The sequence below is a fragment of the Celeribacter sp. PS-C1 genome, assembly GCF_019429625.1.
GTDB lineage: Bacteria > Pseudomonadota > Alphaproteobacteria > Rhodobacterales > Rhodobacteraceae > Celeribacter.
In genome coordinates this window covers 317,362-331,600 of record NZ_JAHXRW010000003.1, presented here as the reverse complement: position 1 = coordinate 331,600, position 14,239 = coordinate 317,362, and the positions used below count along the sequence as shown (strand labels likewise).

Genomic DNA, 14,239 nt, shown 5'->3' with positions numbered 1-14,239 from the left:
GGCAGTCCCCAGAAACCGCCAAGCCGTTTCGGGGGGCGCATAGGTATCAGGTCGTAGATCAGCCGCGTTGATATTTGATGAAGGGCGTCAATTTCCCGATCCGGTCGTAGAGTTTACGCGCCGTTTCGTTGAAGTGCTGGGTCATCCAGTAGACGGTCGGTGTGCCGTTTTCGTCCGCAACCTGGTAAACGCCTTCGATCAGCGCGCGCCCTGCGCCGGTGCCGCGCGCAGCCTCGGAAACATAAAGGTCCTGAAGGTAGCAAACATTTTCGACGTTCCAGTTGTGAGCATGGAAGATGTAATGCACCAGACCGATCAATTCGCCGTCTTGTTCGGCCACCAAAGCTCCGCGCTCCTTGGCCGCCAGATTGGTGAGCCGCGCGAAGGTGGCGTCATAGATTTCTTGGCTCAGTTCGCTTTCGTAAAACGTCAGATAGGCGCGCCAGAGATCGTCCCATTGTGCGCGGTCTTCGGGGGTGAGGGGGCGGATGAGGGGCATGTCTGATCTCCTTGAAGCTGAATTCGAGCTACGGGGAACTGCGCCCTTGTGCAAGGTGATATGATGTCGAGGGGAAAACGACTGTGCCGATTTCCTGTCCGTTTCCAGTGCGGCGTGCCTAATTTTCAGGCGGGAGGCGGGCGGGGCGGTGACGCTTTGCTGATGTGTGAGCGATTTATCAGACGGGGCAATTCATCAAACTGTTAGACAGAGTGGTGAAGATACGCGAGCGACTGCAACGGAGTTCAAGATGACCCAAACCACCCCAGATGAAGCCCAGATCAGCGAAGCGGCCTATTTCATGTGGCTCGAAGAGGGCATGCCCGAGGGGCGCGATGAGGCGCATTGGTTGATGGCGGTTGAGGCGCTGAGCGTGCCGGAGACGGCACCTGCGAAGACACCACGCAAGCGCGCCGCACCCAAAACTGCTGCAAAGACAGCGGCGAAACCCGCGACGAAAACCGCCGCCAAGAAACCTGCCGCGAAAAAGCCCGCGGCAAAGACCACCACTGCCGCACGAAAACCGCGCGCCACGAAAGCGGCTCCGAAAGCGGAGTAAACCTTGAGGCGCGCTTAGCGCCTCTGGCCGCGTGCCAGAAATGCCAGACGTTCGAACAGGGCCACGTCCTGTTCGTTCTTCAACAGCGCACCATGAAGTTTCGGCAGGGCGTTCACCCCATCGCGTTTGAGATCCTCGGGCGACAGGTCTTCGGCCAACAACAGTTTGAGCCAGTCCAGCACTTCTGAGGTCGAGGGTTTCTTTTTCAACCCCTGCGTGTCGCGGATTTCGTAGAACTGTGTGAGTGCTGCGCTCAAAAGTTCCGATTTCAGTCCTGGAAAATGCACCTCGACGATCTGTTTCATCGTCTCTTGGTCGGGGAAACGGATGTAGTGAAAGAAACAGCGGCGCAGGAAGGCGTCCGGCAGTTCCTTTTCATTGTTCGAGGTGATGATCACAACGGGGCGTTGCCGTGCGGAGACCGTTTCGCCAGTCTCGTAGACATGGAAAGCCATCTTATCGAGTTCCTGCAACAGATCGTTCGGAAACTCGATGTCCGCCTTATCGATCTCGTCGATCAAAAGGACCACCTTGCTGTCGGCCTCAAAGGCCTGCCAAAGTTTCCCTTTTTTGATGTAGTGGCGCACGTCCTCGACGCGTGGATCGCCCAATTGGCTATCGCGCAGACGCGACACCGCGTCATATTCATAGAGGCCCTGTTGGGCGCGGGTGGTGGATTTGATGTTCCACTCGATCATCTCAAGGCCCAAGGCATTCGCGACCTGTCGCGCCAGTTCGGTTTTCCCGGTCCCCGGTTCGCCTTTCACAAGCAAAGGGCGTTCGAGCTGAATGGCGGCATTGACGGCCACGGTCAGGTCGTTCGGGGCGACATAACTGTCGGTGGATGCGAATTTCATCAAGGATTGCCCCCTGTTGTGCTGAGATTGAGCGAGATCATAACGCGAGGGGGGAAAGGTGCAATACGACAGAGATTGTGACGTGACATCCCCGATCAAACGGGGTAAACGGACCCCAATTGGAGGGCGCCTGATGGCTGACAATACTGAGACTGCGGCCGATGGCACGACAGAGGTGAGCACGATGAAGGCTGAGGTTTTCCTGGCTGATGATTACCGTCCCGCAGAGGACGAACCATTTATGAATGAGCGTCAGCTCGAATATTTCCGTCGCAAACTTTTGGCCTGGAAGGCAGAGCTTTTGGATGAAAGCCGCCACACCATCGAAGGCCTGCAAGACAGCACCCGCAACATCCCGGACATCACCGACCGTGCGTCTGAGGAAACCGACCGGGCGCTGGAGCTGCGCACCCGTGACCGTCAACGCAAACTGGTGACGAAAATCGATGCCGCGCTGCGCCGGATCGATGAGGGTGAATATGGCTATTGCGAAGTGACCGGCGAGCCGATCTCTCTCAAACGCCTCGATGCGCGTCCGATCGCCACGATGACCTTGGAGGCGCAAGAGCGTCACGAGCGTCGCGAAAAAGTGCATCGCGACGATTGATCCCGTCGGGATCGATTCCCTATCGGGATCGTGCGATGGTTGAGCGCGGTGCGTAAGAGGCCCTTGCGCCTCGCGGCAATTTGGCCCCGTGAGCCTGATGCATAAATGTGAGAAACACCGGGGGCAACTCTGGTGTTTTTTGTTTGTATGGACATGCTGGTGAAGGGAAACACATCATGCTGATCGGTCAGGATATTGCGGTTTTGGGCGCGGGTGTGGCTGGTCTTGCGGTGGCGCAGGCTTTGGCTTTGCGCGGTGCGTCCGTTACGCTTTACGAACAAGCGCCCGAGATCACCGAAGTGGGTGCCGGCCTGCAAATCAGTCCCAATGGCGCGTGTGTGCTCGCGGCTTTGGGCTTGGATGCGCCATCCCGCGCAATGCGGGCAAAGGGTGTTCAGCTGATGGACGGCTATTCGGGCCGCGAGGTGTTGCGCCTTGATTTCACTGCTGCCCGTCCCGATGCTGATTTTCTCCTGATGCACCGTGCTGATCTGATCGGTCTTTTGGAACAGGGCGTGCGCGCGCTCGACATCGAGATCCGCCTGTCACATAAGGTTGAACGCATTCACGGCGATGCGGACGGCGTGAAATTGCAGTTTGCCGATGGCTCCGAGGCGCGGCACGCGGTGGTTCTGGGGGCGGACGGGCTGCATTCGAAACTGCGCCCGATGCTCAACGGTCCCGCAAAGCCGTTCTTCACCGGCCAGACGGCTTGGCGCGCGACGGTGCCCGCGCTTGGGCATGAAGAGCCCATTGCGATGGTCCATATGGCGGCAGGGCGGCATGTGGTGACCTATCCTCTGCGTGACGGCAGCCTGATCAACATCGTCGCCGTCGAGGAGCGGTCCGATTGGGTCGAAGAGGGCTGGCATCACGCAGGCGATCCGGCGGAGCTGATGCGCAATTTCGCGAATTTCGGCCCCGGTGTGAAAGGTCTTTTGAGCCGAGTCGAAGAAGTCTCGCGCTGGGGGCTGTTCCGGCACCCGGTTGCGCTGCGCTGGCATTCGGAGCGGACGGCTTTGCTGGGCGATGCGGCCCATCCGACCCTGCCGTTTCTGGCGCAGGGGGCCAATATGGCGCTTGAGGATGCTTGGGTCTTGGCCGACTGTCTCGCGACCCTGCCTTTGGACGAGGCGCTGCCTGCCTATCAGGCGATCCGCCGTCCGCGCGTCACCCGCGTGATCGAGGCTGCAAATGCCAATGCGAAGAATTATCACTTGAAGGGCCCGAAGCGGTTTTTGGGCCATGCTGCGCTGCGGTTGGCCGGAAAGGTCGCGCCGAAACAGGCGGTGGAGCGATTTTCCTGGCTCTATGATTTCGATGTAACCAAGGGGAGCGTTTGAGCGCCTCCGGCGGGAGTATTTTTCGCAGCAAAGGAAACAAAAACGCCGCGCTTCTGAAAAGCGCGGCGTTTTGATGTTTTAGAAGGCGTCTCAGGCCTCTTCGAGGGCTTTCACGATGCCGGAGAAATCCGCTGCTTTGAGAGACGCGCCGCCCACCAGCGCGCCATCGACGTTGGAGGTGGCGAAAATCTCTGCCGCATTGCCGGGTTTCACCGAGCCGCCGTAAAGCAGCGGAATGCCATTCGCGCCGTCGCCATAGCGGTCCACGAGGGTTGCGCGCATGTCGTCATGCACTTCGGCGATCTGCTCAAGGGTGGGGATTTTGCCGGTGCCGATGGCCCAGACAGGTTCATAGGCGATCACCAGTTTCTCAAGGTCGACCGCATCGGGCAGAGAGGCGGAAAGCTGTTTGCGGATCACTCCGAGGGTCTCGCCCGCCTCGCGTTGCTCCAGCGTTTCGCCAACACAAACCACGGGGGCGAGCCCGGCCATGGTGGCGGCGATGGTTTTCTCAGCGACGATGTGATCGGTTTCTCCATGATCGGCGCGGCGCTCGGAGTGGCCGAGAATGACGTAATCGGCGCCCGCATCGACGAGCATCTCGGCGGAAATGTCGCCGGTGTGTGCGCCCGAGGCCTTCATGTGGCAATCCTGTCCGCCGACATCGACTTTCGATCCAAAGAGCGCGGCTGCCATCGGCGCGACAAGCGTGGCGGGCGGGCATAGGAGGATGTCGACTTTCGGCTCCGGGAACATCTCGGCCAGCGCGGTGGCTTCAGCGAGGCTGGCCTTGATGCCGTTCATTTTCCAATTTCCTGCCGCGAGTTTGCGTGCCTTTTGGGCGCTCATGCGGAATCCTCCTTATGCAAATTCCTCTGCATCATTGCAGCCTTACGGGTGCAGTCAAGCGCAGGTTGCCCGCGGAGATTGGTGGTTGCGCAAAAGGTTCGGTCTGGCTGCTTTTAAAGCGCATCCAAGGCCCGGCGCGCCCAAGCGCAGGCCTCTTGCGGATCATCCAACGCGGCCTCGGGCAGGGTCCAATAGTTCATGCCGCGCCCGTTCTCCATTTCGAACTTCACGCTGCCCTCTGCGGCCAGATCTTTGGCAAAATCGCCTCCGGCCTTGAGGTAAACGCGTCCATCTGTGGAGAGGATCGCAAAGATTTGCCCGTCGAAGTAGATCGACAGCCCGCCCATCATTTTACGATGGGTGAGCCCGCCCAGAGGGCCGAAAAGATCATAGATATAGGCGATGTCTTCGGCCGTTATAGCCATGATTTGACCGCCATTATTTGCTGGCGAGGCTTTCGTCGAATTTGATCGATTCACCGCAGCCGCATTCATCGACCACATTCGGGTTCTTGAACTTGAAACCGGACTCCAAGAGCGAGACTTGATAGTCGATTTCGGTGCCAAAGAGGAACATCTGCGCCATGGGCGCAATCATCACGCGCGCGCCGTCCTGTTCGACCAGCTCGTCCAGAGGGTCGATCTCGGAGACGTAGTCCATGGTGTATTCCATGCCCGCGCAGCCGCCCTTTTTGACGCCAATGCGCAGGCCCATGGAGCCGTCTTTCTCCATCAGTTTCGCGATTTGCGTGGCCGCAGCCGGGGTGATGGTCACCGCTTGTTTTCCGGGGATGCCGAACATGTGCGTGTCTCCTTTGAGAGCAATCTAGTCGTTCAGGGCTGAAATTCCAAGCGGGGGAAGCTGTGCGGCGATGAACAGCACCGCCAGCGTCACCGCGACGGCCCAGCCGAAGGACGCCAACGTGCCGATGATCACCCATTCGGCCTTTTTTCCTTCCTGCGCGGCCTCGAACCGCAACACGGATTTCGCGGCGACCAGAAAGCCGATGCCGCCGGGCATCTGGCCTATCAGCAGCAGGAAAATCAACCCGCGCTCCAGAAGGCCGATCCAGGAGCCGCCTTTGTCGAGGCTTTCTTCAATGGGGTTGGGGCCGAATTGCGCCATGAGTTTTCCCACGGCAAAGCCACCCGCGCGGGTGACGTAAATGGCGCCTGCAGCGAAGAGCATGGCTTTGGGCAGCCACGAAAGCGTGGCATAGGCGCCGGTTGAGTATAGGTCAGGGACCAAAAGTGCGATGACGCCGAGGGTCGCCAGATGCAGCGCCTGATCGGCGAGGTGGGGCAGGACGGTGTCGGAAAGGGCCTTCGTCTTGATCACGTCGATCATAATATGGGTGAGTGCGAGCGCGTAGATCGCGGGGGAGGCGACTTGGCCGGTGGTCACCATGGCGGTGAGTGCGACGGCTAGGAAATGAAGAAATAGGGTCTCGGGCCGGGATTTTTCTTCGACCATCCAGCCGGGCTGAAACACATAATCGGCGAGGACATGGGCGAGGAAGAGGGCGGCGAGGGTTTCAGGCAATATCTTTGTCCTTAGCAAACTCGTAATTTGTGAGGGCCTCACGAATATGTGCGACACCTGCGGCGCGAAGGGTCTTTGCTACGGCTTGTCGATGGCGCCCGAGGTCGTGTGCCACATCGGTCAAGGTCATTGCAAAGGACGGCGGAAGCATTTTGAGGGCTGTTTCGGCTTGTATGGTCGTCCAGCTTTCTAGGCTTAAGTCTAGAAGTAGTGCAGTTGATTCCGCATACCCTTTTTCAAAGCTATGCGTTTTAGAAAGGGCGTCTTTTCCCTTCGCTGTTTCCAGAGCTGATCCAGAATTCGAAAAAACCGCGGCTGTTTCCTCATTCAAATCCGGCCCAACATCCCCCTTAATTTCCCCCTCTGCAATTCCAATATAGCTGTCAAACTCTTCGCCCAAAGCCCTCAATGCCGCCCGAAAGCACAGCGCCGAGCGCAGCGCATATTTCGGCTCCGCCAAGGCCACCTGCCAGCCGTCTCCTCTGTGTCGTGTAAAGTGGAGGCTCTGACCGCCCATCCACTCCGCCTGCATCTCGGCGCAGTCTTCCAGCGCGACAAAGGCCCGTTCCACTTTTTCGGGCCCAAGCCCGGTGGAATTGACCAGATCGCCGGTTAGAACGGCTATTTTGCGGGTTTTATCGCTCATGATGCAGCCAATATAGGGTGCGAAATACATTTCGCAACCATTTTAGGGTGCATAGTGCATTTCGCACCCCAAATAGGCTGCGCTCAGTCGAGCCGTGCCTCTGTCGTCAAAAGTCCTGCCAAGACCTCAAGCGCCGCGCGTATGGGTGGGTCGTGGCGGGCATCGTGGTGGCTGACCAACCATTCGTCATGGGTCAGGACGTCGATCACCGGAGAGACCTGCATCAGCCCCATGATTTCGCGCCCGGCAAAGCACGGCAGGATCGCGCGTCCGACGCCAGCCACGGCCATGTCGGCGGCGGAGCGGGCATCAGACGCGGTGGCGATGATGGCGTCGGGGTAGGTGGCGCGCAGCCAGCGTTCCGAGGGCGTGGTTGCTTGCCCGGCGTGCAGCGTGACATAGCCCGAGATGCGCGGATGGGCGGCGTATTCGGCGTAGGTGATCTGCGACAGTTTCCGCCCGGCGAGCCAGCTCTGTTCGGGTCGGCGGTTGCGGATGCCGATGTCGGCCTCGCGCCGCGCGATGTCGACGTTGGAATTCGAAGCCAAAAGCGCGGGGCGCCAAGGGCTGGCGGGCGTCCAAATCTCCGACAGGTGCCGTGCCACATAGCGCGTGGTCCAGCGCCCGGCCGTGATACGCACCTCTGGGGCGTGGTCGCGGTGCTGAAACCGGTGCAGCCGCGTGGCGGCCTCGCGCAGCGGTTCGGCTTCTTGCAAAAGCGCGCGGCCTTCTGCGGTCAGCGTGTAGCCCCGGTTGCCGCGCTCGAACAGGCGCTTACCCAGGCTGCGCTCCAGCTCCGCCATGCGCCGCGACAGGGTCGGCAGCGACACGCCGGTCACCTGTTCCGCGCCTGACAACCCGCCCGCATCGGCCACGGCCAGAAACAGCGCATAGCTATCAAGTTTTGGCGCGTCTTTCATTCTTGAAAATACCCTTGCGCAGTCGGTCAGTATTTCAGTCAAATTTCAGGGGGTATTCTGCTCTTGTTTTTCAATATTGCAAGGGGGATGCCGTGGTGCCGTTCTTTCCGATCAACCTGCCAAGGATCGAGACGCAGGCCAAAAGCCTCTATCGAGAGGAGTGCGGCCACTATGAATCGGCTCTAAAAAACCTCCGCGCCGAGCGACCACCGTGGTGGCGACGGTTGGGGCTATGGTTGAGGCCGGAAGGGGCGTCACAAAAAGAAAAGCGGCCCGAGTGAGCCGCTTTCAACATCGTTTATGAGGTGATCTTACATAAAGCCAAGTTCAAGCCGGGCTTCGTCCGACATCATCTCCATGCCCCATGGCGGGTTCCAGGTCAGTTCGACATCGACCTGTTTGACGCCGGGCAGGGGCTCGATGGCATCGGCCAGCCAGCCGGGCATTTCGCCCGCCACCGGACAGCCGGGTGCAGTCAGGGTCAAAAGCACCAGAACCTCGTTTTCGTCATTGATCTCAATCGTGTAGACGAGGCCAAGATCATAGATGTTGACCGGAATTTCCGGATCATAGACGGTGCGACAGGCCTCGACAACCGCTTCGTGCAGCGGGTGATCAGTGCTCGACGGTTTGATCAGCGGCGCCCCTTCGACGGGGCCATCCTGGGAGTGTGCTTCTTCGCTCATGCGCGCTTCCTCTATTTCTGAGTGATCATATAAGGAATGCGGCGCAAAACGTCCAGTGCCTGACTTATAAAGTCAGAGATCCCCGCCAAGAGCGCAGCGGTGCAAGACGTGCGGATTTCTTTGACATATGACGGTCCATTCGCCCGAGGATGCGCGACAGAAAGTGGATGGTTTCCAAGACATAAGGCCCTTTATTGAGCATCACGCAATCGGCGCGCTGTGCCATGGCGGCGTCGGTGGTCTCAGCACGACTGGCAAGGCCTTGTTTCATCAGACCTTCGAGCACCTGCGTGGCCCAAACCACCGGCGTATGCGCCGCCTCACAGAGCCATAGCACCTCTTCCTGAATTTCACTCATCCGCTCAAGCCCGATCTCGACGGCTAGATCGCCCCGCGCGATCATCACGGCAGTCTCGGTCAGCGCGCCGGCCTGAACGATCAAGCGCGGCAGATTGCGCACGGCAAGGCCGGTTTCGATTTTAAGCACCAGAGCAGGGCGCGCGCCGTCAGGGGCAAGACGTTTGTCCACTTCAGAGATCAAAAGGCGAATGTCTTCGGGTGTTTGCACAAAAGAATAACCGATCATATCGGCGCGCCCGACGACGAAATCGAGTGCCGTGCGATCCTCCTCGGTCAGGGCCGGAATGTCGATCTCGACGGCGGGCAGGTTAAATCCTTTCTCGGACTTGACCTTGACCCCCTCCGGTCCCGCGCGGGTGACGCGCAGCTTTGCGCCTTTCTTTGTGATTTCAAACACCTCCGCGCCAATCTTGCCATCGTCGATAAAGACCTGCATGCCGGGGGTCAGCCGGTCAATCAGATCGGGATGGCTGAGCGTGGTGGTCACATGTTTGACCTTCGGACCCGGGGCGTCGCGGCGAATATCGAGGCGATCACCGACGAAAACGCGCTGTTTGTTCGGGCCCGCGACAGGCCCCGTGCGCAGTTTCGGGCCGGCGAGATCCATCAGCACCGGCACATATCGTCCGACCTCATCGCCCGCCGCCCGAATGCGGTCGATCATCGCCTGCCAGACCTCGGGGCTGTCATGGGCGCAGTTGATGCGCATGGCGTCGGCGCCCGCGCGGATCATGCCGGGGATGAGATCGGGATCTGTGGCGGATTCGGTCGGAAGGGTCAGAAGGATGCGCGAGCGCGGCGCGCCTGAGGCTCCGGTTCCGAAGAGCGTGTCCCGCCGGGCGGTAAGGCGCGCGGGCCCTTCCGTAAAGGCTGCGGGGGCGGGATAAGGTGCGTCCTCAGCCGACACTCTGTCTGACAGCCGCGCCAATGTCGCCACAACCGCATCAAGAGAGGCGCGGGCGTGGGGTTCGGCGCGACCCAAAGAGGATAGGCCCAGCGCGGCGAGGTCGGGTTGAATGGCACTCAGGTCTGCGTGACGCAGGGCCAGATAGTTTGCCAGATTTTCTGCCGAAGGACGAAAAGCCGGGCGCATCTCGGCGGTTTCGTTCCAAGCGGCGGTGATCGCGTCGGCCTCGAGGGCGATCTTCTCACGCAGGAGGCGCAATTCAATCAAGAGGCGGGTCGGATCGGGGGGGAGTGGGCAAAAGGACATCGGAGCACCTCAGCACTTGGGTCTCTGTCTTCTATCTGCGGGGTTTGTAACGGCGCTATGGCAGAGATCAAATCCGGCCGAAAATGCCACAGTTTCGCCGGAGAATGACCTGACACTGGTCGCTGAGGGCGGTTAACAGTTGCTCCGAAAAAACAAGGGCGTAGAGGTGTGAGCGATGTATGTCTACGAGGGTATGAGGATTTAAATGTTTCGCGACAGCCAAGCCATTTTCGAATTTCGCGGTCCTTGGGGCGTGCCGGTTCGCATCGGGGCCAGTATTCTTTTGATATTTCTGTTGTTCGTGTCGACGACCGGCTCGGGAACGGATTTGCTTTACGACTTGGGCTTTGTTGCGATCCTGATCGTGTCGATCTTTCTGCATGAGATGGGGCACGCCTGGGGCGCCTTGATCCAGAGAATTCCGGTGCGCGGTGTGATGATCTACGGCTTTGGAGGCTATTGCGAGCAGGCGCGCACTTCGACGCCGCGCGAGAGTGAACTGATCGTGGGGATGGGGCCGATCGTGACGCTCACGCTCTGGGCGGTCAGCCGCCTTGCCGCCAATGCGATGTGGGCGGCCGGGCATGAGTATGACATGCTCTTGTGGTTTTTCGAGACGATGGCTTGGCTCAACGGCTATCTGGCGATTTTCAACCTTTTGCCCGTCGCCCCGCTCGATGGGGGCAAGCTGTTCGAGCTGATCCTTCTGCGCTTTATGCCCGGCAAAACCGCGTCGGTCCTGACGGGCTATGTCGGTCTCGTGGTGCTGGCGCTTTTGATCCCATACCTCGTGTTTGGCATGCATATGTATATTTTCGTGCTGTTTTTCCTGCCTGCCGTGGTGGAAAACTGGAACCGGATGCGCGGGCAGGCCCGTTGAGGCACTGCCCGCAATCTTGATCCGTAAACCCGTGTCAGGCTTTCGCGCGGGCTTTGCGCGCAGGCGCGGGACGCACGCGTTTTTCGATTGTGTCAAACAGAGCGCCCGCAAGGTCTTTGCCGGTCGCGGTTTCCGCGCCTTCGAAACCCGGCGAGGAGTTGACCTCCAACACTTTCGGCCCGTCCTCGGCGCGCAACAGGTCAACCCCCGCCATGCGCAACCCGAAGGCCTTGGCCGAGCGCAGCGCGGTTTCGCGTTCCGCCTTGGTGATCCGCACCGGGCTGGCGGTGCCGCCAAGATGGAGGTTCGAGCGGAAATCGCCGCCAGAGGAGGTGCGCTTGATCGCCGCCACTACCTTGCCGTCGATCACCACACAGCGGATGTCGACGCCTGCGGCCTCTTTGACGAAATGCTGGACTAGGAAATTGGCCTTGAGGCCGCGAAAGGCGGAAATCACCGATTGTGCGGCTTTCTTGGTTTCGGCCAGCACGACGCCGCGACCTTGGGTGGACTCCAGAAGCTTGACGATCAGCGGTGCCTGACCCGCGAGCGCGATCAGGTTGTCCGTGTCCTTGGGCGAGGCGGCAAAGGCTGTTGTGGGCATGCCGATGCGGTGACGGGCCAGCACTTGGTGCGCCTGCAATTTGTCACGCGACTTGGTGATGCCCTCGGAGCCGTTGACGCAAAACGTGCCGATGGTCTCGAACTGTCGGATCACCGCGGTGCCGTAGGACGTGATCGAGGCGCCGATCCGCGGGATCACCGCGTCATAGCGGGGCAGGCGTTTGCCGTCATAGTAAATCTCCGGCGCCATGGCGTTGATCGCCATGTAACAGCGCGTGGTGTCGATCACTTCGACCACATGGCCGCGCGCTTCGCCCTCATCAATCAGGCGTTTCGTCGAATAGTTGTCGGGCTCGCGCGACAGAACCGCGATACGCAGAGGCCGCGCCGGCGTGGCCGTGCGGATGGCTGTGGTGAAATAGACCGTCTCGTCGCGCTCCGGCTGGCAAAAGCTCTCCGTCGGTTGCACGATCATGTCGTCCTGAATGGCCTGACGCCCCAAAAGCATCCGGTAGGTCATATTGGTGCGGTTGGTGAGCGTGATCTCGATGGGCCAGCTGCGGTCGCCCATCTCGATCTCGGTCGCGATCACATAGCGCAGTTCGGTTTCACCATTCGAAGAGGTCACTTCGCGGCGGTCGACCACATCGGCCGAACAGGAAATCGTGATGTCCTCACGCCCCGGTACAGGGTGAATGTTGAATCGCACCTTCGGCGCGTCGGCCTTGCCAAAGGGTTCAATGTCAAAGGCGTGCAGTGCGGAGGTCTTCGCGCCCGTGTCCACCTTCACCTTCAGCGCAGGCAAACCCAGCGCCGGAAGCGCCGCCCATTCTTCCCATCCGAGTGCAAAGCCAAAAGTCTGGCCAGAAGTCATACCGCCGTTCGTGCCCGTCATATCCGTGCCCGTCCTCATTTTATCTCACGTTCTGGAGGAGAGGGTGCGCGTGGGTCTTTCCAACGGAAAGATCCAAAGCGTCCTCTTGCGCGCCCAATGTCATTGTTGTGCGAGTCTCGCAAGGGGATTTGTGGGATTTATGACAGGCGCGAGCATCGGTTGAGGTTTTGGCGCTAACAGCGGATTGCCGCTATCCCGTCTCGTAGGTCAGGTGGTTATTTCTTGTCCTCTGCCGGGGCGAAGCCGCGAAAACTGCATGTTTCTTGGGCGATTTGCGCCCGATGCGCGCCGCAGCCGGCACAGGGCACTTAGGTAAAGCTTTTGTTACAATGCGCACCGCCGCAGGCTTGGGGCAGGGACAAAAGACCCGGACAAGGCAATCGAACTTGAATCCGGGAGATCACTTCAGGGGAAGATAGAATGAGCCAAGAAGAGTTTATGCCACTGGTCTACAAATTGAACGACGCGCCGCCGCCACCCAAGGCCGCGCTGGCCGCGATCCAGCACGTGTTGGCCTCCATCGTCGGCATCGCCACGCCATCGCTGATTATCGGGGGGGCTTTGGAGCTTGGGGCCTATATCCCTTATCTCATCGCCATGGCGTTTTTCGTCTCAGGTGTGGCGACCTTTATCCAGTGTAAGACCATCGGCCCCGTGGGGTCCGGGCTCTTGTCTCTGCAGGGGACGTCTTTTGCCTTTCTCGGCGCCATTCTTGCGGCGGGCTTTGCAGTCAAAGGCCGGGGCGGCAGCGAGGAAGACATTCTGGCAATGATTTTCGGGCTGTGCCTCGTAGGGTCCTTGGTGGAAATCATTCTCTCGCAGTTCCTCGACAAGCTGAAACGCATCATCACGCCGACGGTGACCGGCATCGTGATCACCGTCATCGGTCTGTCGCTGATCAAGGCTGGCTTCACCGATTTCGCAGGTGGCGCGCGTGCAGGTGAGGACCTTGGCAAGCCGCTCTACTTGCTCCTCGGCACTTTGGTGGTCGCGATCATCTTGGTCATGACTTTCATCGGCAAGCCGATGCTGCGCATCTCCGCCATCATGATCGGGCTCATTGTCGGGACGATTGTGGCGAGCTTTTTCGGTCTGGTGAATTTCGGCATGCTCAGCTCCGCGCAGCTCTTCGCGATGCCTGTGCCGTTCAAATACGGTTTTGATTTCGACTTCGGCCTCTTCATTCCGCTGGCCTTTCTGTATCTCGTCACCGCCATTGAGACCTCGGGCGATCTGACCGCCAACTCCGTAATTTCCGGCGAGCCGGTCGAAGGCCCGGTCTATATGAAACGCATCAAGGGCGGCGTTCTGGGCGATGGCGTCAATTCGGCGCTGGCCGCCGTGTTCAATACGTTCCCCAACACCACGTTCTCGCAAAACAACGGTGTGATCCAGATGACCGGCGTCGCCTCGCGGCATGTCGGCATGTATATGGGCGGCTTTCTGGTGCTTATGGGGCTGTTCCCGGTGATCGGCACCTTCTTTCTGATCATTCCGAAACCGGTTCTGGGCGGCGCGACCTTGGTGCTCTTCTCGACCATCGCCGTCGCGGGCATTCGGATTCTGGCGTCCGAGGAAATGACCCTGCGCCGGGTTTACATCATGGCGGTGTCCTTTGGCCTCGCCCTTGGGGTCACACTGGTGCCCGACGCGACGCAGAACCTGCCGACCTTCCTTAAACAGGTCTTTGCCGCGCCGATCACCATCGCGGGTCTCTCGGCGATCATCCTGTCGCTGGCGATCCCAGAGGACGCCAAAGCAACCATTGAGGCGGCGGAGTAATCCGTCTCACAGCCGAGGGCGGGGCAGGGTGAGAATC

General features: G+C 59.7%; 16 protein-coding genes. 5 read left to right on the top strand and 11 right to left on the bottom strand.

Annotation, left to right across the window (positions count from 1 at the left end):
• Positions 1-58: 58 nt before the first annotated feature.
• A complete protein-coding gene (locus tag J5Y17_RS06410) occupies positions 59-499 on the bottom strand; it encodes a GNAT family N-acetyltransferase (RefSeq protein WP_219784394.1) in 441 nt (146 codons plus the stop codon).
• Between the two features lie 250 nt (positions 500-749).
• On the opposite strand from J5Y17_RS06410, the gene J5Y17_RS06405 reads away from it, so the two are divergent.
• On the top strand, positions 750-1,058 hold the full coding sequence (locus tag J5Y17_RS06405; RefSeq protein ID WP_219784393.1) for a DUF2934 domain-containing protein: 309 nt from the start codon (positions 750-752) through the stop codon (positions 1,056-1,058).
• 14 nt (positions 1,059-1,072) lie between these two features.
• On the opposite strand, the gene J5Y17_RS06400 is transcribed toward J5Y17_RS06405, so the two are convergent.
• A complete protein-coding gene (locus tag J5Y17_RS06400) occupies positions 1,073-1,915 on the bottom strand; it encodes a MoxR family ATPase (protein WP_219784392.1) in 843 nt (280 codons plus the stop codon).
• Between the two features lie 184 nt (positions 1,916-2,099).
• Here J5Y17_RS06400 and dksA point away from each other — a divergent pair, with 184 nt between their 5' ends.
• Together dksA and J5Y17_RS06390 are read left to right on the top strand one after the other, a co-directional pair.
• Positions 2,100-2,522 (top strand): RNA polymerase-binding protein DksA, encoded by a 423-nt coding sequence (gene dksA, locus J5Y17_RS06395; RefSeq protein WP_219784489.1) that lies wholly within the window; start codon positions 2,100-2,102, stop codon positions 2,520-2,522.
• A gap of 176 nt (positions 2,523-2,698) precedes the next feature.
• Positions 2,699-3,865: an FAD-dependent oxidoreductase gene (locus tag J5Y17_RS06390; protein WP_219784391.1), complete on the top strand. Its 1,167-nt coding sequence runs from the start codon at positions 2,699-2,701 to the stop codon at positions 3,863-3,865.
• A gap of 90 nt (positions 3,866-3,955) precedes the next feature.
• Here J5Y17_RS06390 and tpiA read toward each other — a convergent pair whose 3' ends face one another.
• From tpiA to J5Y17_RS06350, 8 genes are all read right to left on the bottom strand, one after another.
• A complete protein-coding gene (gene tpiA, locus J5Y17_RS06385; RefSeq protein ID WP_219784390.1) occupies positions 3,956-4,714 on the bottom strand; it encodes a triose-phosphate isomerase in 759 nt (252 codons plus the stop codon).
• A gap of 113 nt (positions 4,715-4,827) precedes the next feature.
• A complete protein-coding gene (locus J5Y17_RS06380; protein ID WP_219784389.1) occupies positions 4,828-5,139 on the bottom strand; it encodes a TfoX/Sxy family protein in 312 nt (103 codons plus the stop codon).
• A 13-nt stretch (positions 5,140-5,152) separates the two neighbouring features.
• Positions 5,153-5,515 (bottom strand): iron-sulfur cluster assembly accessory protein, encoded by a 363-nt coding sequence (locus J5Y17_RS06375; protein WP_167602900.1) that lies wholly within the window; start codon positions 5,513-5,515, stop codon positions 5,153-5,155.
• 24 nt (positions 5,516-5,539) lie between these two features.
• On the bottom strand, positions 5,540-6,256 hold the full coding sequence (locus J5Y17_RS06370) for a DUF3307 domain-containing protein (RefSeq protein WP_219784388.1): 717 nt from the start codon (positions 6,254-6,256) through the stop codon (positions 5,540-5,542).
• Positions 6,249-6,902 carry a hypothetical protein gene (locus J5Y17_RS06365; RefSeq protein ID WP_219784387.1) on the bottom strand — a complete coding sequence of 218 codons (654 nt, stop codon included), beginning with the start codon at positions 6,900-6,902 and terminating at the stop codon, positions 6,249-6,251. Before J5Y17_RS06365 ends, J5Y17_RS06370 begins: the two co-directional genes overlap by 8 nt.
• Positions 6,903-6,985: 83 nt before the next feature.
• The gene (locus J5Y17_RS06360; protein WP_219784386.1) at positions 6,986-7,822 is read right to left on the bottom strand and encodes a LysR family transcriptional regulator; all 837 of its coding nucleotides are present in this window, start codon (positions 7,820-7,822) and stop codon (positions 6,986-6,988) included.
• A 311-nt stretch (positions 7,823-8,133) separates the two neighbouring features.
• Complete coding sequence (locus J5Y17_RS06355) at positions 8,134-8,508, bottom strand: SUF system Fe-S cluster assembly protein (RefSeq protein WP_167602904.1); 375 nt, start codon at positions 8,506-8,508, stop codon at positions 8,134-8,136.
• Positions 8,509-8,572: 64 nt separating this feature from the next.
• Positions 8,573-10,081, bottom strand: a complete 1,509-nt coding sequence (locus tag J5Y17_RS06350; RefSeq protein WP_219784385.1) for a pyruvate kinase — start codon at positions 10,079-10,081, stop codon at positions 8,573-8,575.
• Between the two features lie 205 nt (positions 10,082-10,286).
• On the opposite strand from J5Y17_RS06350, the gene J5Y17_RS06345 reads away from it, so the two are divergent.
• Positions 10,287-10,961 (top strand): site-2 protease family protein, encoded by a 675-nt coding sequence (locus tag J5Y17_RS06345; protein ID WP_219784384.1) that lies wholly within the window; start codon positions 10,287-10,289, stop codon positions 10,959-10,961.
• 34 nt (positions 10,962-10,995) lie between these two features.
• Here the strand turns inward: J5Y17_RS06345 and rimK are convergent, their stop codons facing one another.
• The gene (rimK, locus tag J5Y17_RS06340; protein ID WP_255571909.1) at positions 10,996-12,420 is read right to left on the bottom strand and encodes a 30S ribosomal protein S6--L-glutamate ligase; all 1,425 of its coding nucleotides are present in this window, start codon (positions 12,418-12,420) and stop codon (positions 10,996-10,998) included.
• A 420-nt stretch (positions 12,421-12,840) separates the two neighbouring features.
• Between rimK and J5Y17_RS06335 the strand changes: the two genes are divergently transcribed.
• A complete protein-coding gene (locus J5Y17_RS06335) occupies positions 12,841-14,202 on the top strand; it encodes a nucleobase:cation symporter-2 family protein (protein WP_219784383.1) in 1,362 nt (453 codons plus the stop codon).
• The last annotated feature ends 37 nt before the right edge of the window (positions 14,203-14,239 follow it).

Excerpts from the sequence above, each read along its gene's own strand:
- J5Y17_RS06410 (WP_219784394.1), bottom strand. The coding sequence starts at position 499 with ATGCCCCTCATCCGCCCCCTCACCCCCGAAGACCGCGCACAATGGGAC.
- J5Y17_RS06405 (WP_219784393.1), top strand. The coding sequence starts at position 750 with ATGACCCAAACCACCCCAGATGAAGCCCAGATCAGCGAAGCGGCCTAT.
- J5Y17_RS06400 (WP_219784392.1), bottom strand. The coding sequence starts at position 1,915 with ATGAAATTCGCATCCACCGACAGTTATGTCGCCCCGAACGACCTGACC.
- dksA (WP_219784489.1), top strand. The coding sequence starts at position 2,100 with ATGAAGGCTGAGGTTTTCCTGGCTGATGATTACCGTCCCGCAGAGGAC.
- J5Y17_RS06390 (WP_219784391.1), top strand. The coding sequence starts at position 2,699 with ATGCTGATCGGTCAGGATATTGCGGTTTTGGGCGCGGGTGTGGCTGGT.
- tpiA (WP_219784390.1), bottom strand. The coding sequence starts at position 4,714 with ATGAGCGCCCAAAAGGCACGCAAACTCGCGGCAGGAAATTGGAAAATG.
- J5Y17_RS06380 (WP_219784389.1), bottom strand. The coding sequence starts at position 5,139 with ATGGCTATAACGGCCGAAGACATCGCCTATATCTATGATCTTTTCGGC.
- J5Y17_RS06375 (WP_167602900.1), bottom strand. The coding sequence starts at position 5,515 with ATGTTCGGCATCCCCGGAAAACAAGCGGTGACCATCACCCCGGCTGCG.
- J5Y17_RS06365 (WP_219784387.1), bottom strand. The coding sequence starts at position 6,902 with ATGAGCGATAAAACCCGCAAAATAGCCGTTCTAACCGGCGATCTGGTC.
- J5Y17_RS06360 (WP_219784386.1), bottom strand. The coding sequence starts at position 7,822 with ATGAAAGACGCGCCAAAACTTGATAGCTATGCGCTGTTTCTGGCCGTG.
- J5Y17_RS06355 (WP_167602904.1), bottom strand. The coding sequence starts at position 8,508 with ATGAGCGAAGAAGCACACTCCCAGGATGGCCCCGTCGAAGGGGCGCCG.
- J5Y17_RS06350 (WP_219784385.1), bottom strand. The coding sequence starts at position 10,081 with ATGTCCTTTTGCCCACTCCCCCCCGATCCGACCCGCCTCTTGATTGAA.
- J5Y17_RS06345 (WP_219784384.1), top strand. The coding sequence starts at position 10,287 with ATGTTTCGCGACAGCCAAGCCATTTTCGAATTTCGCGGTCCTTGGGGC.
- rimK (WP_255571909.1), bottom strand. The coding sequence starts at position 12,420 with ATGACGGGCACGAACGGCGGTATGACTTCTGGCCAGACTTTTGGCTTT.
- J5Y17_RS06335 (WP_219784383.1), top strand. The coding sequence starts at position 12,841 with ATGAGCCAAGAAGAGTTTATGCCACTGGTCTACAAATTGAACGACGCG.